The organism is Pseudomonas sp. R11-23-07 (genome assembly GCF_003852295.1).
Lineage (GTDB): Bacteria > Pseudomonadota > Gammaproteobacteria > Pseudomonadales > Pseudomonadaceae > Aquipseudomonas.
Genome location: NZ_CP027761.1, coordinates 4,387,550 through 4,410,586, shown reverse-complemented (window position 1 = coordinate 4,410,586; position 23,037 = coordinate 4,387,550). Strand labels below are relative to the sequence as shown.

18 protein-coding genes and 1 pseudogene are annotated in these 23,037 nt (G+C 60.4%); 8 read left to right on the top strand and 11 right to left on the bottom strand.

Features of this window, described 5'->3' with window-relative positions; all coding sequences use genetic code 11:
* Window positions 1–164: 164 nt before the first annotated feature.
* On the top strand, window positions 165–1,592 hold the full coding sequence (gene sbcB / locus C4J84_RS20230) for an exodeoxyribonuclease I (protein WP_124371710.1): 1,428 nt from the start codon (window positions 165–167) through the stop codon (window positions 1,590–1,592).
* Window positions 1,593–1,682: 90 nt separating this feature from the next.
* Here the strand turns inward: sbcB and mvaT are convergent, their stop codons facing one another.
* The gene (gene mvaT / locus C4J84_RS20225; protein ID WP_003175830.1) at window positions 1,683–2,057 is read right to left on the bottom strand and encodes a histone-like nucleoid-structuring protein MvaT; all 375 of its coding nucleotides are present in this window, start codon (window positions 2,055–2,057) and stop codon (window positions 1,683–1,685) included.
* A gap of 346 nt (window positions 2,058–2,403) precedes the next feature.
* Between mvaT and purU the strand changes: the two genes are divergently transcribed.
* A complete protein-coding gene (gene purU / locus C4J84_RS20220; protein ID WP_124371709.1) occupies window positions 2,404–3,252 on the top strand; it encodes a formyltetrahydrofolate deformylase in 849 nt (282 codons plus the stop codon).
* 116 nt (window positions 3,253–3,368) lie between these two features.
* Here the strand turns inward: purU and C4J84_RS20215 are convergent, their stop codons facing one another.
* The 5 genes and pseudogenes from C4J84_RS20215 to C4J84_RS26800 form a co-directional block, all read right to left on the bottom strand.
* Window positions 3,369–4,478, bottom strand: a complete 1,110-nt coding sequence (locus C4J84_RS20215; RefSeq protein ID WP_124371708.1) for a lysylphosphatidylglycerol synthase transmembrane domain-containing protein — start codon at window positions 4,476–4,478, stop codon at window positions 3,369–3,371.
* On the bottom strand, window positions 4,466–5,218 hold the full coding sequence (locus C4J84_RS20210) for a DUF2334 domain-containing protein (protein ID WP_124371707.1): 753 nt from the start codon (window positions 5,216–5,218) through the stop codon (window positions 4,466–4,468). Before C4J84_RS20210 ends, C4J84_RS20215 begins: the two co-directional genes overlap by 13 nt.
* Window positions 5,211–6,323 carry a glycosyltransferase family 1 protein gene (locus tag C4J84_RS20205; RefSeq protein ID WP_164487802.1) on the bottom strand — a complete coding sequence of 371 codons (1,113 nt, stop codon included), beginning with the start codon at window positions 6,321–6,323 and terminating at the stop codon, window positions 5,211–5,213. The genes C4J84_RS20210 and C4J84_RS20205 overlap by 8 nt, the downstream gene beginning before the upstream one ends.
* 108 nt (window positions 6,324–6,431) lie before the next feature.
* Window positions 6,432–7,196: a methyl-accepting chemotaxis protein gene (locus tag C4J84_RS26805; RefSeq protein WP_372237509.1), complete on the bottom strand. Its 765-nt coding sequence runs from the start codon at window positions 7,194–7,196 to the stop codon at window positions 6,432–6,434.
* A gap of 93 nt (window positions 7,197–7,289) precedes the next feature.
* Window positions 7,290–8,321 (bottom strand): annotated as a pseudogene (locus C4J84_RS26800) (cache domain-containing protein); the annotation flags it as partial.
* Window positions 8,322–8,526: 205 nt separating this feature from the next.
* On the opposite strand from C4J84_RS26800, the gene C4J84_RS20195 reads away from it, so the two are divergent.
* The gene (locus tag C4J84_RS20195) at window positions 8,527–10,005 is read left to right on the top strand and encodes a helicase HerA-like domain-containing protein (RefSeq protein WP_124371705.1); all 1,479 of its coding nucleotides are present in this window, start codon (window positions 8,527–8,529) and stop codon (window positions 10,003–10,005) included.
* Between the two features lie 3 nt (window positions 10,006–10,008).
* On the opposite strand, the gene C4J84_RS20190 is transcribed toward C4J84_RS20195, so the two are convergent.
* Window positions 10,009–10,464, bottom strand: coding sequence for a DUF721 domain-containing protein (locus C4J84_RS20190; protein ID WP_124371704.1), 456 nt, complete (start codon window positions 10,462–10,464; stop codon window positions 10,009–10,011).
* 305 nt (window positions 10,465–10,769) lie between these two features.
* Here C4J84_RS20190 and secA point away from each other — a divergent pair, with 305 nt between their 5' ends.
* From secA to C4J84_RS20175, 3 genes are all read left to right on the top strand, one after another.
* Entirely contained in the window at window positions 10,770–13,505 is a 2,736-nt protein-coding gene (gene secA / locus C4J84_RS20185; RefSeq protein ID WP_124368176.1) for a preprotein translocase subunit SecA, read from the top strand.
* A 121-nt stretch (window positions 13,506–13,626) separates the two neighbouring features.
* Window positions 13,627–14,844, top strand: coding sequence for a bifunctional glutamate N-acetyltransferase/amino-acid acetyltransferase ArgJ (gene argJ / locus C4J84_RS20180; RefSeq protein WP_124371703.1), 1,218 nt, complete (start codon window positions 13,627–13,629; stop codon window positions 14,842–14,844).
* A gap of 129 nt (window positions 14,845–14,973) precedes the next feature.
* A complete protein-coding gene (locus C4J84_RS20175; RefSeq protein ID WP_124372466.1) occupies window positions 14,974–15,918 on the top strand; it encodes a Nudix family hydrolase in 945 nt (314 codons plus the stop codon).
* A gap of 118 nt (window positions 15,919–16,036) precedes the next feature.
* Here the strand turns inward: C4J84_RS20175 and C4J84_RS20170 are convergent, their stop codons facing one another.
* From C4J84_RS20170 to C4J84_RS20160, 3 genes are read right to left on the bottom strand one after another with little or no spacing between them, the layout of a single operon-like run.
* A complete protein-coding gene (locus C4J84_RS20170; RefSeq protein ID WP_124371702.1) occupies window positions 16,037–16,615 on the bottom strand; it encodes a cob(I)yrinic acid a,c-diamide adenosyltransferase in 579 nt (192 codons plus the stop codon).
* A gap of 2 nt (window positions 16,616–16,617) precedes the next feature.
* A complete protein-coding gene (locus C4J84_RS20165; protein ID WP_124368172.1) occupies window positions 16,618–18,654 on the bottom strand; it encodes an ATP-binding protein in 2,037 nt (678 codons plus the stop codon).
* A 45-nt stretch (window positions 18,655–18,699) separates the two neighbouring features.
* On the bottom strand, window positions 18,700–19,617 hold the full coding sequence (locus C4J84_RS20160; RefSeq protein WP_124436005.1) for a putative 2-dehydropantoate 2-reductase: 918 nt from the start codon (window positions 19,615–19,617) through the stop codon (window positions 18,700–18,702).
* A 123-nt stretch (window positions 19,618–19,740) separates the two neighbouring features.
* Between C4J84_RS20160 and C4J84_RS20155 the strand changes: the two genes are divergently transcribed.
* Together C4J84_RS20155 and C4J84_RS20150 are read left to right on the top strand one after the other, a co-directional pair.
* Window positions 19,741–20,226: a YajQ family cyclic di-GMP-binding protein gene (locus tag C4J84_RS20155; RefSeq protein WP_003193880.1), complete on the top strand. Its 486-nt coding sequence runs from the start codon at window positions 19,741–19,743 to the stop codon at window positions 20,224–20,226.
* Between the two features lie 136 nt (window positions 20,227–20,362).
* Window positions 20,363–21,208 (top strand): mechanosensitive ion channel family protein, encoded by an 846-nt coding sequence (locus C4J84_RS20150; RefSeq protein ID WP_124371700.1) that lies wholly within the window; start codon window positions 20,363–20,365, stop codon window positions 21,206–21,208.
* A gap of 188 nt (window positions 21,209–21,396) precedes the next feature.
* Here the strand turns inward: C4J84_RS20150 and C4J84_RS20145 are convergent, their stop codons facing one another.
* Entirely contained in the window at window positions 21,397–22,677 is a 1,281-nt protein-coding gene (locus tag C4J84_RS20145) for an OprD family porin (RefSeq protein ID WP_124364189.1), read from the bottom strand.
* Window positions 22,678–23,037 lie beyond the last annotated feature (360 nt).

The following is a 23,037-nucleotide window of genomic DNA, read 5'->3' as shown; positions in this document are numbered from 1 at the left end:
CGATCCTTGGCAGTGCAAAGCGACTGAGAGAGACGGATGCTAGCAGTGTCGAGGCTGGAAGCAACCCTTCAAGCTTTTGCTGGATGTTTGTCCAGTAAGGTATCGCTGGCCCCTGACACCTTGCAGCGCCTAGACTTTGCCGGTCTTCAGCACAGGAACAGCCCGTGACCTCTATTTTCTGGTACGACTACGAAACCACCGGGATCAACCCACGCAGCGATCGCCCGCTGCAGGTGGCCGGCATTCGTACCGACCTCGAGCTCAACGAGGTCGGTCCGCCGATCAATCTTTATTGCCAGCCAGGCGACGATATCCTGCCCCACCCGGCGGCGTGTGCGATCACCGGTATCACGCCGCAGGTCCTGGCGCAGAAGGGCCTTGCCGAAGCGGATTTCATGACGCGGGTGCATGCCGAACTGTCTGCCCCCGGTACGTGCGGCGCGGGTTATAACACCCTGCGATTTGACGATGAAATGACGCGCTACAGCCTGTACCGCAACTTTTTCGACCCTTACGCGCGCGAATGGCAAGGCGGTAACAGCCGCTGGGATCTGATCGATGTGATGCGTACCGCCTATGCCCTGCGCCCGGAAGGGCTTGTGTGGCCCGAGCAGGACGGGCGCGTGACGCTCAAGCTCGAGCGCTTGACCCAAGCCAATGGCATCGACCACGGCCAGGCCCACGATGCATTGTCTGATGTGCGTGCAACTATTGCCCTGGCGCGATTGGTGCGGGAGAAACAACCCAGACTGTATGAATGGCTGTTCCAGCTGCGCAGCAAGCAACGGGTGATGGACGAGGTGCGATTGCTGCAGCCGCTGGTGCACATTTCCGGACGCTTCAGCGCCGAGCGCCATTACCTCGGTGTAGTGTTGCCTCTGGCTTGGCACCCGCGCAATCGCAATGCATTGATTGTCTGTGACCTGGGGCTCGACCCGCAGGGCCTGCTCGAACTGGATGCCGACACGTTGCGCAAGCGCCTCTATACGCGGCGTGATGAACTGGCGGAAGGTGAGCTGCCGGTGCCCCTGAAGTTGCTGCACATCAACCGCTGCCCGGTCGTCGCGCCCTTGAAGGTGCTTCGCGCGCAAGATCGCGAGCGCCTGCAATTGGATATGGACGTTTATCAGGCGCGGGCGCTGCGACTAACTGACGCACAGGAAGTTTGGCGTGACAAGTTGGCGAGCGTTTACGCCGAGGAGGAATTTGCGCCGAATGCCGATCCGGAGCAGCAGCTCTACGAGGGTTTTATCGGCGACCGTGACCGACGCTTATGTGAACAAGTTCGCCTGGCAGAGCCGCTGCAACTAGGGCGTCAGCAATGGCCTTTCGATGATCATCGGTTGCCGGAATTATTATTTCGCTACCGCGCGCGTAACTTTCCTGAAACCTTGAACAATGAGGAACAACAGCGCTGGAGACTTTTCTGTCAGCAACGTTTGTCAGACCCGGTGTGGGGCGCACCCAATACCCTGTCGGCATTTAAGGCGGCGCGCCAGGAGTTGCAAAACAATGCGACAGCGTTTCAGTGCCAGGTACTGGGTGAATGGCAAGACTATGCCGACTCTTTAGCGGCTCGCCTGAGTCTGTAGCTGCATAACTGCAAAACATCCAGACAATAAAAAACGCCAGCAAGCTGGCGTTTTTAATGTATCGCGTATCGGGTGTGACGCCGACCAGGCTTAGCCCAGCAGGGTCGCCCAACCTTCAACCACGTCACCGCCCCACTTGGCTTTCCACTCTTTCAGCGTCTTGTGGTTGCCACCTTTGGTTTCAATCACTTCACCGTTGTGCGGGTTTTTGTATTGCTTGACCTTGCGAGCACGTTTGGTGCCGGTAGTTTTCACAGCGCCGCGAGGTGCTTTAACTTTCGATTCCGGATCCAGCAGTGCGATGATGTCACGCAGGGATTTGGAGTATTCGCCCATCAGGGTGCGCAGTTTGCCTTCGAATTCCAGCTCGGTTTTCAGCTTGTCGTCTTGCGACAGGTTCTTCAAACGGGCTTGCAGCTCTTTGATAGCTTCTTCGGTGGCGCGGTATTCGTTGATCAGGGACATGTGGACTACCTTATGTAGAACGCTGATTGACAGGGTGAGTGGCCTAATAATAGTCAGGCAATTTCACCAAGTAAACATTTAAGCAGCTATTTATGTGAATTACATTGAATGTTTGTGGCAATGCGCTGCAGTCGAGTTAATTATCAGGTGAGTGGCTGAGAATAATCAGCTTAATGCGGCTAAGTGCTGAGCTTAGCCGTGCACGTACATATAGCGGTGGTAAAACCTTACGCTATTAAGGGCTGTTGCCACGGCCGGGGCTCAGAATAAGCCGCAAGGAGTACTGCAGTTTTTCTGCGCAATCGCTAGAATGGCGGCCTTTGCGAAGTTCTGGAGTTTCCCCCTAATGCGCACTTTTCGGCTGGTGATTGCTTGCCCGGACCGGGTAGGCATCGTTGCCAAGGTCAGTAACTTTCTGGCTTCTCATAACGGTTGGATCACCGAGGCGAGCCATCACTCGGATGATCTCAGCGGTTGGTTCTTCATGCGTCACGAAATTCGTGCCGATACATTGCCTTTTGGTCTGGAAGCCTTTCGTGAGGCGTTTGCGCCGATCGCCGAAGAGTTTTCGATGACCTGGCACATCACCGACACGGAGCAGAAAAAACGTGTCGTCCTGATGGCCAGCCGTGAATCCCACTGCCTGGCGGACCTTCTGCACCGCTGGCACAGCGATGAGCTCGATTGCGAGATCGCCTGTGTGATCTCCAACCATGATGACCTGCGCAGCATGGTCGAATGGCACGGCATCCCGTATTACCACGTGCCGGTCAACCCGCAGGACAAGGAGCCCGCGTTCGCCGAGGTGTCGCGCCTGGTCAAGCAGCACAACGCCGATGTGGTGGTGCTGGCGCGCTACATGCAGATCCTGCCGCCGGAACTGTGCCGCGAATATGCCGGGAAGGTGATCAACATTCACCACAGCTTCCTGCCTTCGTTCGTGGGGGCCAAGCCTTATCACCAGGCGTCCCTGCGCGGCGTGAAACTGATCGGAGCGACCTGCCACTACGTCACCGAGGAACTGGACGCCGGTCCGATCATCGAGCAGGACGTGGTACGCGTCAGCCACAGCGACAGCATCGAAGACATGGTGCGTTTCGGGCGTGACGTCGAGAAGATGGTGCTGGCGCGCGGCCTGCGTTATCACCTGGAAGATCGCGTGTTGGTGCACGGCAACAAGACCGTGGTGTTCTGATCGACGCGTGTTGATTGAATAAGCGGGGGCCCGGGAGTAAAACTCTTCGGGCCCTTTTTTATTTCAGGACGCGACCATGACCGACCCACTCGATAAGGCGACTTCCAGGCCACCGGCTACCCTGGGCGAGGGGTGTCTGAGTCGCTACGACCCGGACGCGCTGGGTGCCGATGATGGTACTGACTTTCCTGGCGCTGCCCAGTTGTGGGAGCAGTTACAGGCACCTGAGAAGGCGCCTCCTGCCCCTGAAAAAGACGTTTGAGCAGCGGTTTGCCCACCATCAGCAAAAACACTGGCGCACCGGCCAGCAGATAGAAGTAGTAGGTCACTGCCCGCCAGATCAGAATTGCCGCCGCCGCCGTGGATTTGCCCACCATCGGCGCCAGCAATGCCGCCGACGTCAACTCCGCCGCCCCGGCCCCGCCTGGCAACAGGCTGAATTGCCCTGCGGTCAACGACAGCATCTGGATCAGGAAACTCCAGGCCCACTGCACATCACCCCCCAGGCCGCGCAGCGCCAGGTACAACACGCTATAGCGTAATAGCCAATGCAGGCTGGTCAGCGCAAACACCCCGAGCAGCGTGTGCCAGGGCAATTTCAGGGTTTGGGTGAATGCCGCCAGGAAGCGCAGCAACCGGCGAGCCCAGCGCCGACGGGTGCTGACACGCACGTGCAAGGCTTTGAGTGCCAACCCGGCCAGGCGAATCAGCCGACGATGAAAGCGCACCACCAGCAGGCCAACGACGACGCCACCCACCATCGACACGGCACTGAGCCCCAGCAGCCATTCCAGGCGCGGGCTGAGACTGTGGAACAGCGCATACAGCACGATGCCCACCAGTGCGCAGAGAAAAAACAGCAAGTCGCTCAGTTGGTCCATGGCGAACACCGCGCTGCCGTGGGCGGGTCGTATGCCATTGCGTGCCAGCAGGCCCATCAACGTCAGTGGCCCGCCGCTGCCCCCAGGCGTCGCACACATCGCGAACTCGGTCGATATCACCACGCCCAGGCTTTTACGCCATCCCAACCGGCCGCGCTGTTCGCCAAGCAACAAGCGCAGGCGCAGGCTGTTGATCAACCAGCAGCCGATGATCATGGCAAACATCGCCAGTAACTGGGGCAGGGGGAACTGCCGCAGGCGCGCAACGGTTTCGCCGCCCCCGAGCCACACGGGAATCACCAGCGCGACTATCAGCGCCAGCACCAGCCAGATCAGTCGGCGCATGGCAGCGTCGACAGCCAGGCGGCCTTGGTCCGTGGCGTGCGTCCGTCGTCGAGCAGGCGCTGCAGGGTTTGCAGCCAATAATGACGGGAAAACCCGTGGCGCATGTCCACGGGGTGCAAGCCGAGCCGAATCACCGGGGCCGTCTGCCAGCGCTGTTCGCGGCGGTCGCTGAGCACTTTGGACAGGCCACGGCGCCACGCACTGCGCGCGCTCCACACCAGGCCCGGGGCATGGATGCGTGTGAAGTCAGGCAGCCGATACAAATGCTGCGGGTCGCTGGTATAGCCGAGCGGCAACTGGCGCAACGCCAGCCGGGTGCCTTCGCTCATCAGCCAGGCGGGTGCGACAAACCCTTTCAGCGGCCACTCATTGCGCTGGAATACCTCAATGCCGTCAGTCAGGCGCTGCAACGCCTCGGCCTCGGACAACTGGTAGAACTCGCCCTCATGGGTATAGATGCGTCGCATGAACCATTCTTTTGGCGTGCGCGGCCGGGGTTGTTCGTCGCAGTGGTAGTAACCGTGCAAGGTCAGTTCATCGCCTCTGGCTACGCGACTATCAAGCAAGCGCCGGAAGTCACCGTGGGCGCCCAGGGCGTTATGGTGATGGAAGTCCGGGACGACCAGCCAAGTGATAGGGATATTGCCGATGGCATCGACGGCCTCGACAAAAGGCCGGTAATCGGCCCAGGTGTTCGGCGCCACATCGTGCAGCACCAGCATGACCGAACGTTCAGCCATGGGCGAGCATCGGTTTGTGCGTGCCCAGCACGGCGTGGTAGTGCCCTAAAAGGCTGTCCACCACCGCATCCCACGCGTACTGCTGTTCGACATGGCGCCGAGCCTGTTCCCCGAGGCGGCGACTGTCGGCGCCGAACAGTTCGCGTACCGCATCGGCCATCGCCTTGGGGTTGTTGGGCGCGCAGAGCAGGCCACAGCGCTCGTCGACGATCTCAGTGAAGGCGCCCGCCGCAACGGCGATCACGGGGATACCACAGGCCATGGCTTCCAGAATCACCAGGCCGAAGGTTTCCTGGTCGCCAGCGTGCAACAACGCGTCGGCGCTGGCCATCAAGCGGGCAACATGATTGGCCGGTACGAAGCCATCGACTACGGTGACGTTGTCCGGCACGCTGGCCGGCATGCCGGAGCCCACCAGCAACAAGTGGTAACCCTCACCCAGGCGTTTCATGCAATTGAGCAGCACCGGCAGGTTTTTCTCCTTGGAACCACGCCCGGCGAAAATCAGCAGCCGGGTGTCTTCAGCAATCCCCAGTTCGGCGCGCAGGCCGGGGTCGCGCACGGCGGGGGTGAAGGTTTGCAGGTCGACGCCCAGGGGTTGTACGAAGACGTTTTTCACCCCAAGCCCGGTGAGTTTGTCGGCCATCACCTGGCTGGGGGCCAGTACTCGGTCAAAATTCCCATAGAGTTTGCTGACATAGGCTTCGACGTTGGGGGTAAACCAGGCGCCCATGCGGTTACGCACCAGCAGCGGTAGATCGGAGTGGTAAAAACCGATGACTGGCACATCCAGCTGGCGCCGTGCGTCGAGGGCGGCCCAGGCGGTCAGGTACGGATCGCCGACTTCGATCAGATCAGGCTGTAAATCGTGCAGGACGTTTCGCCAAGGCGCCAGGCGCAGGGGGAAGCGATAACCTTTGCCGAAGGGCAGCGGTGGTGCCGGCACCTCGAAAATCCCGTCCCGCTCGCTCAAATGGGCGCCAGGCACCAACAGGCTGTGGCGAATCCCGGGCTTGAGCGCCAGGCGCCGGTGCTTGGCGTCCAGATAAGTGCGTACGCCACCGCTGGCCGGGGCGTAGAACATGGTTATGTCAGCGATATGCACGATGAACATCCCTCCGATCCATTGCTCTCTTAACGTGGACCTGAGCTAAGGATAGATGTTCGATCGGGATTGGCTGTGGGAGGGCGCAAGCCCCCTCCCACCATCGCCTCAGATGCGGAAGCTGCCCACCATTTGCTTCAAGCGTGCGGCTTGCCGTTCGAGGTCCGAGCAGGCGCGCAGAGTCGATTGCAGGTTTTCCACGCCTTCCTGGTTGAGGGTGTTGATTTCGGTGATGTCCATATTGATCGACTCCACCACCGAGGTCTGCTCTTCGGTGGCGGTGGCCACGGACTGGTTCATGCCGTCGATCTCGCCAATGCGCTGAGTCACACTGTTCAAGCGCTCGCCGGCCAGGTTGGCGATCTCCAGGCTGTCCTGGCTGTGGCGCTGGCTTTCACTCATGGTGCTCACCGAATCCCGGGCGCCGACTTGCAACTCCTCGATCATCTTCTGCACCTGTTGCGCCGATTCCTGGGTGCGATGCGCCAGGTTGCGCACTTCATCGGCCACCACCGCGAAGCCGCGGCCGGCCTCACCGGCACGCGCGGCTTCGATGGCAGCGTTGAGCGCGAGCAAGTTGGTTTGCTGGGAAATACTGGTGATCACTTCAAGAATCTGGCCGATATTCACCGTCTTGCTGTTCAGCGCCTCGATATTGGTGCTGGAGGCGCTGATCATGGTCGACAGCTGGGTCATTGCCTTGATATTGCGCTCGACCACCTGCTGGCCGTCTTCGGCCAAATGCCGTGCATCACTGGCCTGATTGGAGGCTTGCGCGGCGTTGCGGGCGATTTCCTGGGCGGCAGCACCCAGTTGGTTGATGGCCGCGGCGACGCTGTTGGTGCGGTTGGCCTGTTCGTCTGAATTGACCATCGACGAGTTGGACGCGCTGACCACCCGCAGTGCCACTTCATTGACTTGCTCGGTAGCCGACGACACCTCGCGGATCGAGGTATGAATGCGCTCCACGAAACGGTTGAACGCAGTACCCAAAGTGCCGAACTCGTCGTTGTTCTGGATGGTGAGGCGTCGGGTCAGGTCGCCTTCGCCGTCGGCGATGTCCTGCATGGCCCGGGTCATCACGTGCAGCGGTTGCAGCAATACGCGGATCAACATGCCCAGCAAGGCGATGATGATCACCACGGCGATGATGGTAGCGATGACCGCCGAGGTGCGAAATTCACTGAGCATGGCGAACGACTTGGCCTTATCCACCGAAATACCCAGGTACCAGTTCACCGAAGGCAGGCCCTTGATCGGGGTGAACGTGACGATATTGGTCTTGCCATTGGCCTGCACTTCGCTGAAGGCAGCGCTGATCTTCGGTGTGTCTTTCGGGTACACGTCAGCCAGAGTCTTCATCACCAGGGCCTTGTCCGGGTGCACCAGTACTTTGCCGTCGGCGCTGACCAGAAATGCGTAACCCATGCCGCCGAAATCCAGCGCGCCAATGTTGTCCACCAGGGTTTGCAGGCTCAGATCGCCGCCCACCACGCCGATGCTCTGGCCGGCCTTGGCACTCGGAGTGGCGATGGAAATAATCAGTTGCCCCGTTGCCGCGTCGATATAGGGTTCGGTCAAGGTCGAGCCGTTGCTGGTCTGGGCGCCTTTGTACCAGGGGCGAACGCGCGGGTCGAAACCGTCGGGCATCTTGGTGTCAGGGCGGATGGTGAAGGTGCCCTGGCTGTCGCCGACGTAGGTTGCCATGAACGACGATGTCAGCGCTTTCTGTTCCAGCAGGCTGGCAACCACCGATGGTTCGGGGTTGAGGGCAATATTCTGCGCGGCATTTTCTACCAGGGCGATGCGCCCGGTGAGCCAGGTCTGAATACTGCCGGCGGTGACGTCGCCCATTTCATGCAGGTAATTATCGAGGTCGTCACGGATCGCGTTGCGTTGGAGGTAGTCGTTATAGAGGGTAAATAACGCGAAGGCGGCGATGACGATAAGGGAGGCTGCAAGCAAAATTTTATGGCTGAAGCGCAGGTTTTTATTCATGGCTTGTAGGGTCCGCTAAGGTCTTGATATCCGAGGCGCGTCTTTAGGGGATGCGCAAAAATGGCAGCGTCAAAAAAAGGTGTGATACTTCTGGTGCTGGCGCCAGGGGGCTCTGTGGGAAATATCTGTCCTGTTTTTAGATTTTGTGGGTCTCACAGTGTCTGTATCGACCTGGCTGCATTAAAGATTAACCAAAGGTGACGAAATGCCTGACTCCACACAACTGCTTATCGGTGCCGGCCCAGACGGCCAGCCCATCGCCCAGCCCATGCGCCTGGCCAACCGGCATGGGTTGATCGCCGGCGCCACGGGCACCGGCAAGACCGTCACCTTGCAGCGCCTGGCGGAAGCCTTCAGTGATGCCGGCGTGGCGGTATTCGCCGCCGACATCAAGGGTGACCTGTGCGGCCTGGGCGCAGCGGCCAATCCCCAGGGCAAAGTCGCCGAACGCATTGCCGGGATGCCCTTCCTTAATTACGCACCGAAGGCTTATCCGGTTACGTTGTGGGATATCCACGGGCAGTCCGGTCATCCATTGCGCACGACCATCAGCGAAATGGGCCCGTTGTTGCTCGGCAGCCTGCTGGAACTCACCGACAGCCAACAATCGGCGCTGTACGCGACCTTCAAGGTGGCCGACCGTGAAGGCCTGTTGCTGCTGGACCTGAAAGACCTCAAGGCACTGCTCAACCACCTGCGTTATCACCCTGAACTGCTGGGCGACGATGCGGCGTTGATGACCACCGGTTCCAGTCAGGCGTTGTTGCGGCGCCTGGCGGTGCTGGAGCAGCAGGGTGCCGAAGCCCTGTTTGGCGAGCCGGCCCTGCAGCTCGAGCACATCCTGCAGCCCGCCAGCGACGGGCGCGGCCGTATCCACCTGCTGGACGCCAGCCGCCTGGTGCATGACGCGCCGAAGGTCTATGCCACGTTCCTGCTGTGGCTGTTGGCGGAGCTGTTCGAGCAGTTGCCGGAGCGCGGTGATGCCGAAAAGCCGCTGCTGGCGCTGTTTTTCGACGAGGCGCACCTGTTGTTCGCCGATACGCCCAAGGCGTTGCAGGACCGTCTGGAGCAGGTGGTGCGGTTGATTCGCTCCAAAGGGGTGGGGGTGTACTTCGTCACTCAGTCTCCGGGAGATTTGCCTGACACGGTGCTGGCGCAGCTGGGGCTGCGTATCCAGCATGGCCTGCGCGCATTCACCACCAAAGAGCAAAAATCCCTGCGGGCGGTGGCGGACGGTTTCCGCCCCAACCCGACATTCGATGCCTTGGCGGTGCTGACCGAGTTGGGCACCGGTGAGGCGCTGGTGGGTACCTTGCAGGAAAAAGGCACGCCGGAGGTGGTCCAGCGCGTATTGGTCGCACCGCCACAGTCGCGGATCGGGCCGCTCACCGAGGCCGAACGTGCGGCATTGGTCGCCAGTTCGCCGTTGCAGGGCCGCTATGACAAGCCGATTGACCGCGAGTCAGCCTACGAAGTGCTGATGGCGCGTAAAGACTTGGGGCCGACCGAGGAGGCCAAGCCGGCGACCGAAGAACCCAGCTTCACCGACAAAGCCGGTGCTTTCCTGGGCACCACGGCAGGCAAGGCGCTGAAATCCGCCATGCAGCAAGCCGCCAATCAGATGGGGCGGCAGTTGGTGCGCGGCTTGTTGGGCTCGTTGCTGGGCGGCAGCAAGCGCAAGTAAGGCTCAGGGTTTGGGCCTGGCATGGGCGGCCAGCCGCTCCAGTGCCGCGCGCAAACCCGGATCGCTGATCCCTTCGGCGGTGGCCTGGAGGGTTTCGGCTGCCTGTTCCGACAGGTCCAGCGTATGCCCGGCCGGGCTTCGCAGCACGGTAGGCGGCTGCACTTTGAACTGGATGCGCGTCAGACCGGCAAACTCATCAAACACCATCAATTGGCGCTGCAAGCGTTTTTGCTGATAACGCAAACGGGTGGCCCAATGCCCGTCAGTGACAATTAATAGCAAGTTGCCTTCGCGCCAGGACGCCACATGACAATGTTCGCGTGCGGCCGGTTGCAGCTGGCTTTCGAGCAGGCGTTGCAAATGCGCCAGGCGTTGCGCGTGGCCAAAGATGGCTTTCAGCGGCTTGGCTTCGCGAAGCAACACGCCGGGAGCGCGGGCTGTAAGAGGGCGAAATGCCATGTCTAGACACCTAAAGTAACAGAGCCGTCATCTTAGCAGAAAGCGCCGGTGAGCCCCGAGACCCTGCAAGGGCAGGGCTTTTCTCATGAAATCAATAAGTAACTTCTGCCTTTCATGGGTTGAAGTTCCGCCAAAAGCCCTTATTTTAAACAAGCCCTCTCACAGCGCCGTGCCCGCATCGGGGAACAACGCCACTTTCCTCACCCACGATTCCGGGTAGAATGCGCGTTCGCATGCGGCCGTGAGGGCTGCTCGGGCCACTCACGGTGCGCCCTCCATCCCTATGTGTGGAAGAACCTGCCGATATGTTTGCGCCTTTGTTAAAGAAACTTTTTGGAAGCAAGAATGAGCGCGAAGTCAAACGCATGCTCAAGACGGTGCAGCTGGTCAATGCCTTCGAAGAGCAGATGGTTGCCCTGTCGGATGAGCAATTGCGCGCCAAGACCGAAGAGTTCAAGGCCCGCATAGCCAAAGGTGAAACCCTCGACAAGCTGCTCCCCGAAGCCTTTGCGGTCGCCCGTGAAGCCGGTAAGCGCGTCATGGGCATGCGCCACTTCGACGTCCAGTTGATCGGCGGCATGACCTTGCACGAAGGCATGATTGCCGAAATGCGTACCGGTGAAGGCAAGACCCTGGTGGCAACCCTGGGTGTTTACCTCAACGCACTGTCCGGCAAGGGCGTGCACGTTGTGACGGTGAACGACTACCTGGCTCGCCGGGATGCCAACTGGATGCGCCCGCTGTATGAATTCCTCGGCCTGACCGTCGGCGTAGTGACGCCGTTCCAGCCGCCCGAAGAAAAGCGCGCCGCCTACGCTTGCGACATTACCTACGGTACCAACAACGAATTCGGTTTCGACTACCTGCGCGACAACATGGCGTTCAGCATGGATGAAAAATTCCAGCGCGAACTCAACTTTGCCGTGATCGACGAAGTCGACTCCATCCTCATCGACGAAGCCCGTACCCCGCTGATCATCTCCGGCCAGGCCGAGGACAGCTCGCGCCTGTACACCGAGATCAACAAGTTGATCCCGCGCCTTGAGCAGCACATCGAGGAAGTCGAAGGCGTGGTGACCAAAGAAGGTCACTTCACCATCGACGAGAAGACCCGCCAGGTCGAACTCAACGAGGCCGGCCACCAGTTCGTTGAAGAAATGCTGACCCAGATCGGTGAGCTGGCCGAAGGAGAAAGCCTGTACTCGGCTCACAACCTGGGCCTGCTGACCCACGTATATGCCGGCCTGCGCGCCCACAAGCTGTTCCACCGCAACGTCGAATACATTGTCCAGGACGGCCAGGTCGTCCTGGTCGACGAACACACCGGCCGTACCATGCCCGGTCGTCGCTTGTCCGAAGGCCTGCACCAGGCCATCGAAGCCAAGGAAATGCTCAACATCCAGGCCGAAAGCCAGACGTTGGCGTCCACCACGTTCCAGAACTACTTCCGTCTGTACAACAAACTGTCCGGCATGACCGGTACGGCCGACACCGAAGCGTTCGAATTCCATCAGATCTATGGCCTGTCGGTGGTGGTCATCCCGCCGAACAAGCCACTGGCGCGTAAAGACTATAACGACTTGGTGTTCCTGACCGCCGAAGAGAAATACGCGGCGATCATCAATGACATCAAGGACGGCCTGGCCAAGGGCCGTCCGATCCTGGTGGGTACCGCGACCATCGAGACGTCCGAGCACGTGTCCAACCTGCTCAACAAGGAAGGCATCGAGCACAAGGTGCTCAACGCCAAGTTCCACGAAAAAGAAGCCGAGATCATCGCCCAGGCCGGTCGCCCCGGCGCGCTGACCATCGCCACCAACATGGCCGGTCGTGGTACCGACATCCTGTTGGGCGGCAACTGGGAAGTGGAAGTGGCCTCGCTCGACAATCCGACCCCTGAACAGATCGCCCAGATCAAGGCCGACTGGCAGAAACGCCACCAAGCCGTGCTGGAATCCGGCGGTTTGCAGGTGATCGCGTCCGAGCGTCACGAATCGCGCCGTATCGACAACCAGTTGCGCGGTCGTGCCGGTCGCCAGGGTGATGCCGGTTCCAGCCGTTTCTACCTGTCCCTGGAAGACAGCCTGATGCGTATCTTCGCCTCGGATCGAGTGAAGAACTTCATGAAGGCCCTGGGCATGCAGTCCGGTGAAGCGATCGAGCACCGCATGGTGACCAACGCCATCGAGAAGGCCCAGCGCAAGGTAGAAGGGCGTAACTTCGACATTCGTAAACAACTGCTCGAGTTCGATGACGTCAACAACGAACAGCGTAAAGTGATCTATCACATGCGTAACACGTTGCTGGCCGCCGACAACATTGGCGAGACCATCGCTGACTTCCGTCAGGACGTGCTCAATGCCACCGTGAGCGCACATATCCCGCCACAGTCGCTGCCTGAGCAGTGGGATGTGGCCGGTCTGGAAGCCGCGTTGAAGAGCGATTTTGGCGTCGACTTGCCGGTTCAGCAGTGGCTGGACGAAGACGATCACCTGTACGAAGAAACCCTGCGCGAAAAACTGATGGCCGAATTGCTGGCCGCGTACAACGAGAAAGAAGAGCAGGCGAGTGCCGAAGCCCTGCGCACCTTCGAGAAGCAAATCGTGCTGCGCGTGCTGGACGACTTGTGGAAAGACCACCTGTCGACCATGGACCACCTGCGCCACGGTATCCATTTGCGTGGCTACGCCCAGAAAAACCCGAAGCAGGAGTACAAGCGCGAGTCGTTCACGTTGTTCTCCGAGCTGCTGGATTCGATCAAGCGCGATTCGATCCGCGTGCTGTCCCACGTTCAGGTGCGTCGCGAAGACCCGATCGAGGAAGAAGCGCGCCTGCGCCAGGAAGCCGAGGCACTGGCTGCACGCATGCAGTTCCAGCACGACGAAGCGCCGGGCCTGGATGCGCCTGAGGTGTTGGGTGAAGAGGTCGATGTGGCCCTGGCTCAAACCCCGGTACGCAATGATCAGAAGCTGGGCCGCAACGAGCTGTGCTACTGCGGTTCGGGCAAGAAATTCAAACACTGCCACGGCCAGATCGAATAAGATTTTCGCCTGACGCTGCAACACCCCACGCCGCGACCGGCATCAGCCGTCGCGGCGTTTTGCCATTAATCCTCCCGTCGACAGCGACGGCACACACATCATCTCTTCAAGGAGCGCATACATGGCTGTTGGTCTTGGTCCTTTGCCCACATTGCACCCGGTCGCCGGTTTTGAACTCGGTATCGCTTCGGCCGGCATCAAGCGTGCGGGGCGCAAGGATGTGGTGGTGATGCGCTGCGCCGAAGGCTCGACAGTCGCCGGTGTGTTCACCCTCAACGCTTTTTGCGCCGCGCCGGTGATCCTGGCCAAGCAACGTGTGGCCGGGTCGATTCGTTACCTGCTGACCAACACCGGCAACGCCAACGCCGGTACCGGCGAGCCTGGCCTGGTGGCTGCTGCGCGCACGTGCGCCAAGCTGGCCCAACTGACCGGCGTGGACGCGAGCCAGGTGCTGCCGTATTCCACCGGCGTGATCGGTGAGCCGCTGCCGGTGGAGAAAATCGAAGGCGCCCTGCAAGCCGCGCTGGATGACCTGTCTGTGGATAACTGGGCGGCTGCAGCCACCGGCATCATGACTACCGACACCTTGCCCAAAGGCGCAAGCCGGCAGTTCGTGCACGATGGCGTGACCGTCACCGTGACCGGTATCAGCAAGGGCGCAGGCATGATCCGTCCGAACATGGCCACCATGCTCGGCTATATCGCCACCGACGCCAAAGTCTCCCGTGATGTATTGCAACGCCTGATGCTGGACGGCGCCAACAAGTCGTTCAACCGCATCACCATCGACGGTGACACTTCCACCAACGACTGCTGCATGCTGATCGCCACCGGCCAGGCCAACCTGCCGGAGATCACCTCCACCGAAGGCCCGCTGTTCGCCGCATTGAAGCAGGCGGTTTTCGAGGTGTGCATGGACGTGGCCCAGGCCATCGTGCGTGACGGCGAGGGCGCGACCAAGTTTGTCACCGTTGAAGTCAACGGCGGCGCCAATCACCAGGAGTGCCTGGACGTGGGTTATACCGTGGCGCACTCGCCGCTGATCAAGACCGCCTTGTTCGCTTCCGACCCGAACTGGGGCCGTATCCTCGCAGCCGTTGGTCGTGCCGGCGTGCCTGACCTGGATGTGAGCAAGATCGACGTCTTCCTCGGCGACGTGTGCATTGCCAGCCGTGGCGCCCGCGCCGACACCTACACCGAAGCCCAGGGTTCGGCGGTGATGCAGCAGGAAGAAATCACCATCCGCATCGAGTTGGGGCGCGGCGACTGCAGCGAAACCATCTGGACCACGGACCTGTCCCACGAATACGTGAAGATCAACGCGGAATATCGCACCTGAAGGTAGGAGCAAGCTTGCTCGCGAAAAACTCAATGCCACCGCGTTTATCCAGGATGTACGCGTTATCGTTGACGTTCTTCGCGAGCAAGCTCGCTCCTACAAGGGCAATAACGGGAGGAAGCAGTGGCGGTGAAACGAGTGCATGTAGCAGCAGCGGTGATTCGCGGTGTGGATGGCAGGATCCTGCTGGCACGCCGCGCCGATACCCAGCATCAAGGCGGCCTCTGGGAGTTTCCCGGCGGCAAGGTGGAGGCTGACGAGTCAGTCGCCACGGCCTTGTCCCGTGAGTTGCAGGAAGAGCTGGGCATCCAGGTCACCACGGCGCGGCCGTTGATCCAGGTGCAGCATGACTACCCGGACAAGCAGGTGTTGCTGGATGTCTGGGAAGTCTCGGCCTTTACCGGCGAGCCCCACGGCGTCGAAGGGCAGCCTCTGGAGTGGGTGGCCCCGCGAGACCTGGTCAACTATGAGTTTCCAGCGGCTAACGCGCCCATTGTCGCGGCAGCGCGTCTGCCTGCCGACTACCTGATCACGCCCGGTGAGCTGGAAACCGCGCCCTTGTTGCGTGGCCTTCAAACAGCCATTGCCGGTGGCATCAAGCTGGTTCAACTGCGCGCACCCAACGGTTACGACCCTAAATACCGAGACCTTGCCGTAGACGCCGTGGGATTGTGTGCGGGCAAGGCGCAGTTGATGCTCAAGGGGCCGTTCGAATGGCTGGGGGATTTTCCAGCGGCCGGCTGGCACATGACCTCGGCGCAATTGCGTAAATACGCGAGCAAGGGCCGACCGCTGCCGAAGGACCGTTGGTTGGCGGCCTCGTGTCACAACGCTGAAGAACTGGCGCTGGCGCAGTTGATGGATGTGGACTTCGTCACGCTGTCGCCGGTTCAGCTGACCGAAACTCATCCCGAAGCCCAGCCGTTGGGTTGGGAACAGGCAGCCGAGCTGATCCGTGGGTTCAGCAAGCCGGTGTTTCTATTGGGCGGGGTTGGGCCTGAGCAGCGGGAGCAGGCTTGGGCGGTGGGTGCTCAGGGTGTTGCAGGGATCAGGGCGTTCTGGCCGCAGGTTTGAGGTTGCTCTGGCGGGCCTCATCGGGGGCAAGCCCCCTCCCACACTAGACGGTATTCACAAATCAAAATGTGGGAGGGGGCTTGCCCCCGATGGGGCCCTGCCAGGCACCCAGTAATCCTCAGTGAGGCTTCGCCGCCGCCTGCCACAACACCTCGGCAACCCCCTGACGCCTGGCAATCACCCGGGCCGCGACAAACAGCAAGTCCGACAACCGATTGATATACGCCAACCCCACCCCTTCCAACGGCTCCACCGCATTCAATTGCTGACAGCGGCGTTCGGCACTGCGCGCCAGGCTGCGGCACACATGGGCCTGGGCGATCAGCGCTGAGCCGCCGGGCAGGATGAAATTTTCCAGTGGCCCCACCTCTTCATTCCAACGATCGATCGCCGCTTCCAGCCGATCCACTTCCGCTGCATTCAACGCCTTGTACACCGGCATGGCCAGCTCGCCGCCCAGATCGAACAAGCGATGCTGGCAGGGCGTGAGCACCTCCACCACATCGTTCAGTTCGGGGTGCTTGCCGCTCTGCTCCTCCAGGTTGGCCAATAACAACCCCAACTGGCTGTTCAGCGTATCCACCTCGCCAATGGCTTCCACCCGTGGGTGATCCTTGGGCACGCGGCGACCGTCGCCGAGGCCGGTTTCGCCCTGGTCACCGGTGCGGGTATAGATCTTCGACAGGCGAAAGCCCATGGTCATTGCTCCAGTTGGGTGAGTTCTGCGGGGGACAATTGGCTGCCGGCCAGTGGCAGGCGCAAAGTGAAACAGGTGCCTTGGCCCAGGGTGGAGTGCACTTCCATCTGGCCCTTGTGGTTATTGGTGATGATGAAATACGACACCGACAGCCCAAGCCCGGTGCCCTGGCCGATCTCCTTGGTGGTGAAGAACGGCTCGAAGGTGCGTTTGCGCACGTTTTCGCTCATGCCGATGCCATTGTCTTCCACCTGGATCTCGGCCCAGGGCGGGTTGAGGCGGGTGCGCAGGATGATGCGCCCCGGTTCGCTGCCGTCTTCACGCAGGTGAATCGCCTGGGCGGCGTTTTTCAGCAGGTTGAGCAGCACCTGTTCCAGTTCGTTGGCCGTGCCGGGTACCGGCCCCAGTTGCGGATCGAACTGGCGGATGATCGCCTGGCCCTTGAAATCGAAACCGATGGCCAGGTCGAAATCGTTACCGGCGATCTCCACGGCCTGGTCGATCAGGGCTGGCAAGTCGCAGGGGGCCATTTGCCGGTTGCTGCGCCGGCTGAAGCTGAGCATGTGCGTGACGATTTTCGCGGCACGCGCGCCGGCCTGTTGAATCCCATCCAGCAACTGCGGGACTTCGCGCGCTTGCAGGTATTGATTGACCAGCGCCAGCTCGATGCCCGCCTGTTCGGCATGTTCCAGGTTCTTGGGCAGCTCGGGTGACAGGCGGCGCCGGATGTTCTGCACGTTGTGCAGGATCGCCCCCAGCGGGTTGTTGATTTCGTGGGCCATGCCGGCAGCCAGGCCGCCGACCGAGAGCATTTTCTCCGATTGCACCATCATTTCTTCCAGGGACAGGCGCTGGGTGATGTCATCGATACGGATCACCACGCCGCGCCCGGCACCGCCCATCAACGGGTAGAACGTCAGGGCGTAATGCTTTGGCTCGTCGTCCTTGACCCAAGTGACCCGCTCGATCCGCTCCACCGTGTGCTGCTCCACCGTGGCCTTGATTTGCGGCAGGTACGGCTTGAGCGGTTGGAAGGCGAGGAAGATCGGCTGGTTGAGGGCTTCATCCAGGCGCGTGCCCGAAAGCGCGGTGGCTTCCTGGTTCCACTGGGTGACGTAGAGCTGTTCATCCAGGGCGATCAGTGCCGAGGGCATCGAGTCGATAATGCTGTTGAGGTAGTTCTGAAAGCCGGTGAGCTTTTTCTCGATCTTGCTGCGCACCTGCACTTCCAGTTCCAGCTTGCGGTTGGTATGGCGGGTTTCTTCGGCCAGGCCCTGAGCCTGGTCGTAGGCCGCCTGGGAATCATCCCGTGCGCGCTTAAGTTGCTGCTCGCGGGCCTCGATGCGCGACAGCATGGTGTTGAACGCTTCCGCCAGGCTGCCGATTTCATCGTGGTTGCCGGGGCCTGCGCGCAGGGCGTAGTTCTCTTCGCGAGTCACCTGGCGCGACAGTTCTTCGAGTTCATGGATCGGCCGCGTGATCAGGCGTTTGATCTGCCGGGCGATGACCAGCCACAGCAACACACTGAAAATCAGGATGCCCAGGCTTGCGGTGAGGGTGCCGGTATAGAACGCCACCGGCAGCTCGCTGCTGGCCACCAGCAGCAAATGCCCCGAAGGCTGGTCGGTGCGGGGCAGGGTGATGACCTGGTTGCTGCGAAACTCGGTGAGGCGCCAGGCCTCGATATGCCGGTAGTTGTCGGGCAGGTGCAGGCGGTCGCCGTGTTGCATCTGCGCCAGGCGATTGCCTTCGCCGTCGTACAAGGCGGCGGCGCGCAGCGGTGAATAGCTGGTCAGCTCATTGAGCAGTGCGTTGGCCTTGGCCGGGGACTGCAGGGCTTCGGCGGCGAGCGCCGGGTTGGACACCAGCCGACCGATGGCCTGCAAGGCCTGGGGCGCCATGCTTTCCTGGGAGATCCAGTAGGCGGCGCTGATAAAGGTCAGGTTGGCCACCAGCAACACGGTGGTCAGCAGTACCAGCAGGGCGGCCAGCAGTTTCTGCCCCACCGGTAGGTTTTCAAGACGCTGGCGCAGTGGCATCAGGTTTTTCGCAGGCAATAGACATACGGCAGGGTAGCGCGTGCCTCAGTCGCTGGGCAATCCGCGTGCAACCAACTGCTCGACCAAGCGCGCTTGCAGCAGTTGCAGATGCGGCAGTACCCGTTGATGGCGGGCGGCCGCCTGGCAGGCGTAGCCCAGCAGGTAGCTGATTTCGGTACGCCGTGCGTTGGCCACGTCCTGGTACATGGAGGAATAGTTGGCTGCGGTGGCCTGGATCACCCGCTGCACTTCACTGTGCAAATCTTGCGCAGCCGCAGGCTGGCCGCAGCATTCCAGCAATTCGCTCAATTCTGCGCACAGGGTGGCGACTTCACATTGATGGGCCTGCAGGCCGCCGTTGCGGCACTGGTAGAGCACGGTCAACGGGTTGATCGCGCAATTGAGCGCCAGCTTGCGCCACAGCCGCGTGAGGATATCGGTGCTCCATTCATGGGGGATGGCGGCGGCCTGCAAGTCATCCAGCCACAGCGGCGCGGTAGGGTGAGCCGCATCCCCCAGCCAGGTGTAGCCATGGCCGGCAAAGACCACACGCCATTCGCTTTCGCGAAACGCGCCTTCGGTGCTGGAGGCAAAAATGCAACGCGCCTGTGGCAACTGGGCGGCCACCGCATACTGGCTGCCGAGGCCGTTTTGCAGCAGGATCAGTTCCGCGTCCGGCGCCAGGCGATGCTGTAACTGTGCGACAGCACTTTGGGCATCGTAGGCTTTGCACGCCACTAACAGGCGCTGGATCGGCTCCGGGCTGTCGGGTGTTTCGCCTATCACCGGGTAGGTGTGCGCAATACCTTGCTCAACCAGGGTCAGGCCGTTGCCCGACGCATAGCTCGCCAGGCGCGCCTGATCGCGCAGGATCAGCCGCACCGGCACGCCCGCGCGCGCCAGCCGCGTGGCCCAGAGGGTGCCCAGGCTACCGGCGCCGAGAATATGCCAGGTGGTCGACATCAGTGTGTGCTCCGTAAGGTCGCCAGCGGTGAACGCGGCGAAAGAACCGCTATAATGCCCCGGCATTTTAGCTCGGGCGCGCTCCATCTCTACTGAGCCCGCCCCTTATATTGGAGAAATGACATGCCTTCGTTCGACGTGGTATCCGAACTGGACAAACACGAAGTCACCAACGCCGTCGAGAACGCCGTCAAGGAACTGGACCGTCGCTATGACTTGAAAGGCAAGGGCAGCTTCGAATTCAAGGAAAAGGAACTGACCGTCAACCTGACCGCTGAAGCCGATTTCCAGCTGGAAGCGATGATCGAGATCCTCAAGCTGGCCCTGGTCAAGCGCAAGATCGACGTGCAGTGCCTTGAAGTCAAGGACGCCTACGCTTCCGGCAAACTGATGAAGCAGGAAGCCGTGCTCAAGGAAGGCATCGACAAGGAACTGGCGAAGAAGATCGTCGCGCACATCAAGGATGCCAAGCTGAAAGTCCAGGCGGCCATCCAGGGTGAACAGGTGCGTGTTACCGGCAAGAAGCGTGATGACCTGCAAGAGGCCATCGCGGCCCTGCGCGCCAAGACCTTCGACATGCCGCTGCAGTTCAACAACTTCCGCGACTGATGGCACCTCGCGGAACCTGTGGCCGTTTTCGACGTCCCACGCCGCAGCAACAATGCCTACAATTGAGCCCTACGGGGCTCATTTGCGTTTTCAGGCAGTCAATGAAGCCGCATTTCCGCACAACAGGAGAAGATAGATGGATTTGAACGCTGAAGTGGATCACTTGATCAAGACCTCGCAGTCCTGGATCCCGATGATCATGGAATACGGCAGCCGGGTACTGCTGGCCGTTATCACCCTGGCCATCGGTTGGTGGCTGATCAACGTCTTTACCCACCGAGTAGGGCGCTTGCTGGCCCTGCGTAACGCCGACCTGGCGCTGCAGCACTTCATCACCAGCCTTGCGAACATTGCGCTGAAAGTCATGTTGATCGTCAGCGTGGCCTCGATGATCGGCGTGGCAACCACCTCGTTCGTCGCCGCCATCGGTGCCGCTACTCTGGCGATCGGCCTGGCCTTGCAAGGCAGCCTGGCCAATTTCGCCGGCGGCGTGCTGATCCTGTTGTTCCGTCCGTTTCGCATCGGTGACTGGATCGAAGCCCAGGGCACCTCGGGTACCGTCGACAGTATCCAGATTTTCCACACGGTGCTGCGTACCGGCGACAACAAGACGGTGATCGTACCGAACGGCATCCTGTCCAACGGCATCATCACCAATACCAACCGCCAGCCGACCCGCAAGGTGGTGTTTGATGTGGGCGTGGATTACGAGGCGGACCTGCAGAAAGCCCGTGAAGTATTGCTGGAACTGGCCAAGGACCCGCGCGTGCTGGCCGACCCGGCGCCCGTCGCAGTGGTATCGACCCTGGGCGACAGCTCCATCACCGTGTCCCTGCGTTGCTGGACCAATACAGCGGATTATTGGGATGTGGTGTTCATGCTCAATGAACTGGCGCGCGACCGTTTGAAAGGGGCGGGGATTGATATTCCGTTCCCGCAGCGGGTTATTCGCGTGATGCAGGAAGCTCCGGCGAAGGCATGAAACAGTGTCGCGTTTAAGTTGGCCGAAAGGTCAGGTTAAATGCGACAGTTGTATATAGTTACTTAGCTTACTAGTTATATTGCTTTTGAAATGTAACTGAAATAAAAAAAGCCGCTCCCTTGCAAACAGGGGAGCGGCTTTTTATTCAAGGTCGAAACCTTAACTCATCGTTGTAATTACTCGCGTGATTACAAGATGTTCAGCGGGTAGTTCGCGATCAGACGCAGTTCGTCGATCGAAGGCGAACCGTAGTAAACGCCATCACCGGAACGATAAGTCGCTTGACGCAGACGCAGGCTGAGGTTTTTAGCCGGGCCGCTCTGAACCACGTACTTGGCTTCGATGTCGCGTTCCCACTCTTTACCGTTGCTGGTGGTGCCCGTGTTGGCGCCGCTACCGGTCACGTAACGCGTCATGAAGCTCAGACCAGGAACGCCGAAGGTCGCCATGTTGATGTCGTAACGCGCCTGGTACGACTTCTCGCCTTCGGCGTTGAAGTCGGAACGGGCGATGGAGTTGGCCAGGAATACAGTGCCGCCGCCATCTACGCCGTAGCCGTAGTCGCCGTCACCGGTAACCTTTTGGGCAGCCAGGGTGAAGGTGTGAGCGCCGACGGTGTACGCGCCCTGCAAGCTGAATGCGCGGTTGTCGAGCTTGGTCACGCCATCTTTCTCAGCGCGCTGCAGGCCGGCGCCTTCGCTCTTGGTGTCGTAGATGTTGAAGTCCAGCGCGAAGGACTGGTCATCGCTCAGGGCGTGGGTCCAGTTCAGGTTGCTGTAGTACTTGCGGAAGTAGTCTTCGGTTTTCGCGTAGTACAGGCTGCCGGTGACTTCCGGGGTGAAGGCATAGACGCCGCCGACGAAGTCGGTCTTCGTCAGGCCCAGGCTGTCGTGGTAGGTCTGGTTCTGCGCGACGCTGGAAGTGAAGTGGCCGCCTTCGAGCTTCAGGCCCTTGATCTCGTTGCTGGTGATCGAGATACCTTGTGGCAGTTCTGGGAGCAAACGGCTGTCATCGGAGGCGAATACAGGCGCTGTGGTGTATTGGTCACCGACTTTCAGCACGGTATTGGAAATGCGGAACTTAACCGCGCCGCCGCCTTTTGAGTACTCGTCTTGCGAACGACCGTCGGAACCGGTAGGGAACAGACCGGTGCCGGCACGGCCCTTGCCGCTGTCGAGCTTGAGGCCCATCAGGCCGATCACGTCAACGCCGACACCGATGGTGCCTTGGGTGAAGCCCGACTCGTACAAGGCGTTGAAGCCCAGGCCGCTTTCTTCCGCACGGCTCTTGGAGCCCGGGCCCGACGGGTTGTTGCGGAAGTCGCGGCTGAAGTACAAAGCGCGAGTGTTGATGCTGAAAGTGCTGTCTTCAACAAAGCCCTTGGAATCGTCTTGGGCGGACGCCATTGCGAACTGCGAGGTGCCTGCTGAAACAGCCAGGGCGATCATGCTCCACTTCATCACGCGCATCGTGATTTGCTCCTTTGGTTTTAGAAGAGTACTGCCGTCCCACCTGTATTTTTATCTGGGCGGCTCTTTCTTTATGTGTGTCGGCGCAAAGTTATCTCACACCGGCGCTGTTGACGATACTTGCCAAACTATCCTTTCAGCTTCTTTACGAGGCTGTCGTAAATTGCTAGCTCCGTGTCGCAAATCACAGCCCGACGGTAACCAGGCTGACAACTTCAATGTTCTTTTCAAACGCCTTCAAAGTTCGAAATCGTCCCTGGCACACATTGAAACGCTATTGTTTCTTATCGCGAAACCCTGGCATCCATCCAGGTGTCGTTGCCGACGATAGCGAGGTGAATGCAACAAGCGTGCACAAAG

Excerpts from the sequence above, each read along its gene's own strand:
- C4J84_RS20145 (WP_124364189.1), bottom strand. The coding sequence starts at position 22,677 with ATGCGCGTGATGAAGTGGAGCATGATCGCCCTGGCTGTTTCAGCAGGC.
- argJ (WP_124371703.1), top strand. The coding sequence starts at position 13,627 with ATGGCTGTTGGTCTTGGTCCTTTGCCCACATTGCACCCGGTCGCCGGT.
- C4J84_RS20190 (WP_124371704.1), bottom strand. The coding sequence starts at position 10,464 with ATGGCATTTCGCCCTCTTACAGCCCGCGCTCCCGGCGTGTTGCTTCGC.
- C4J84_RS20155 (WP_003193880.1), top strand. The coding sequence starts at position 19,741 with ATGCCTTCGTTCGACGTGGTATCCGAACTGGACAAACACGAAGTCACC.
- C4J84_RS20195 (WP_124371705.1), top strand. The coding sequence starts at position 8,527 with ATGCCTGACTCCACACAACTGCTTATCGGTGCCGGCCCAGACGGCCAG.
- C4J84_RS20170 (WP_124371702.1), bottom strand. The coding sequence starts at position 16,615 with ATGGGCTTTCGCCTGTCGAAGATCTATACCCGCACCGGTGACCAGGGC.
- C4J84_RS20165 (WP_124368172.1), bottom strand. The coding sequence starts at position 18,654 with ATGCCACTGCGCCAGCGTCTTGAAAACCTACCGGTGGGGCAGAAACTG.
- C4J84_RS26805 (WP_372237509.1), bottom strand. The coding sequence starts at position 7,196 with ATGGTCAATTCAGACGAACAGGCCAACCGCACCAACAGCGTCGCCGCG.
- C4J84_RS20215 (WP_124371708.1), bottom strand. The coding sequence starts at position 4,478 with ATGCGCCGACTGATCTGGCTGGTGCTGGCGCTGATAGTCGCGCTGGTG.
- C4J84_RS20150 (WP_124371700.1), top strand. The coding sequence starts at position 20,363 with ATGGATTTGAACGCTGAAGTGGATCACTTGATCAAGACCTCGCAGTCC.
- C4J84_RS20210 (WP_124371707.1), bottom strand. The coding sequence starts at position 5,218 with ATGGCTGAACGTTCGGTCATGCTGGTGCTGCACGATGTGGCGCCGAAC.
- mvaT (WP_003175830.1), bottom strand. The coding sequence starts at position 2,057 with ATGTCCCTGATCAACGAATACCGCGCCACCGAAGAAGCTATCAAAGAG.
- purU (WP_124371709.1), top strand. The coding sequence starts at position 2,404 with ATGCGCACTTTTCGGCTGGTGATTGCTTGCCCGGACCGGGTAGGCATC.
- C4J84_RS20160 (WP_124436005.1), bottom strand. The coding sequence starts at position 19,617 with ATGTCGACCACCTGGCATATTCTCGGCGCCGGTAGCCTGGGCACCCTC.
- secA (WP_124368176.1), top strand. The coding sequence starts at position 10,770 with ATGTTTGCGCCTTTGTTAAAGAAACTTTTTGGAAGCAAGAATGAGCGC.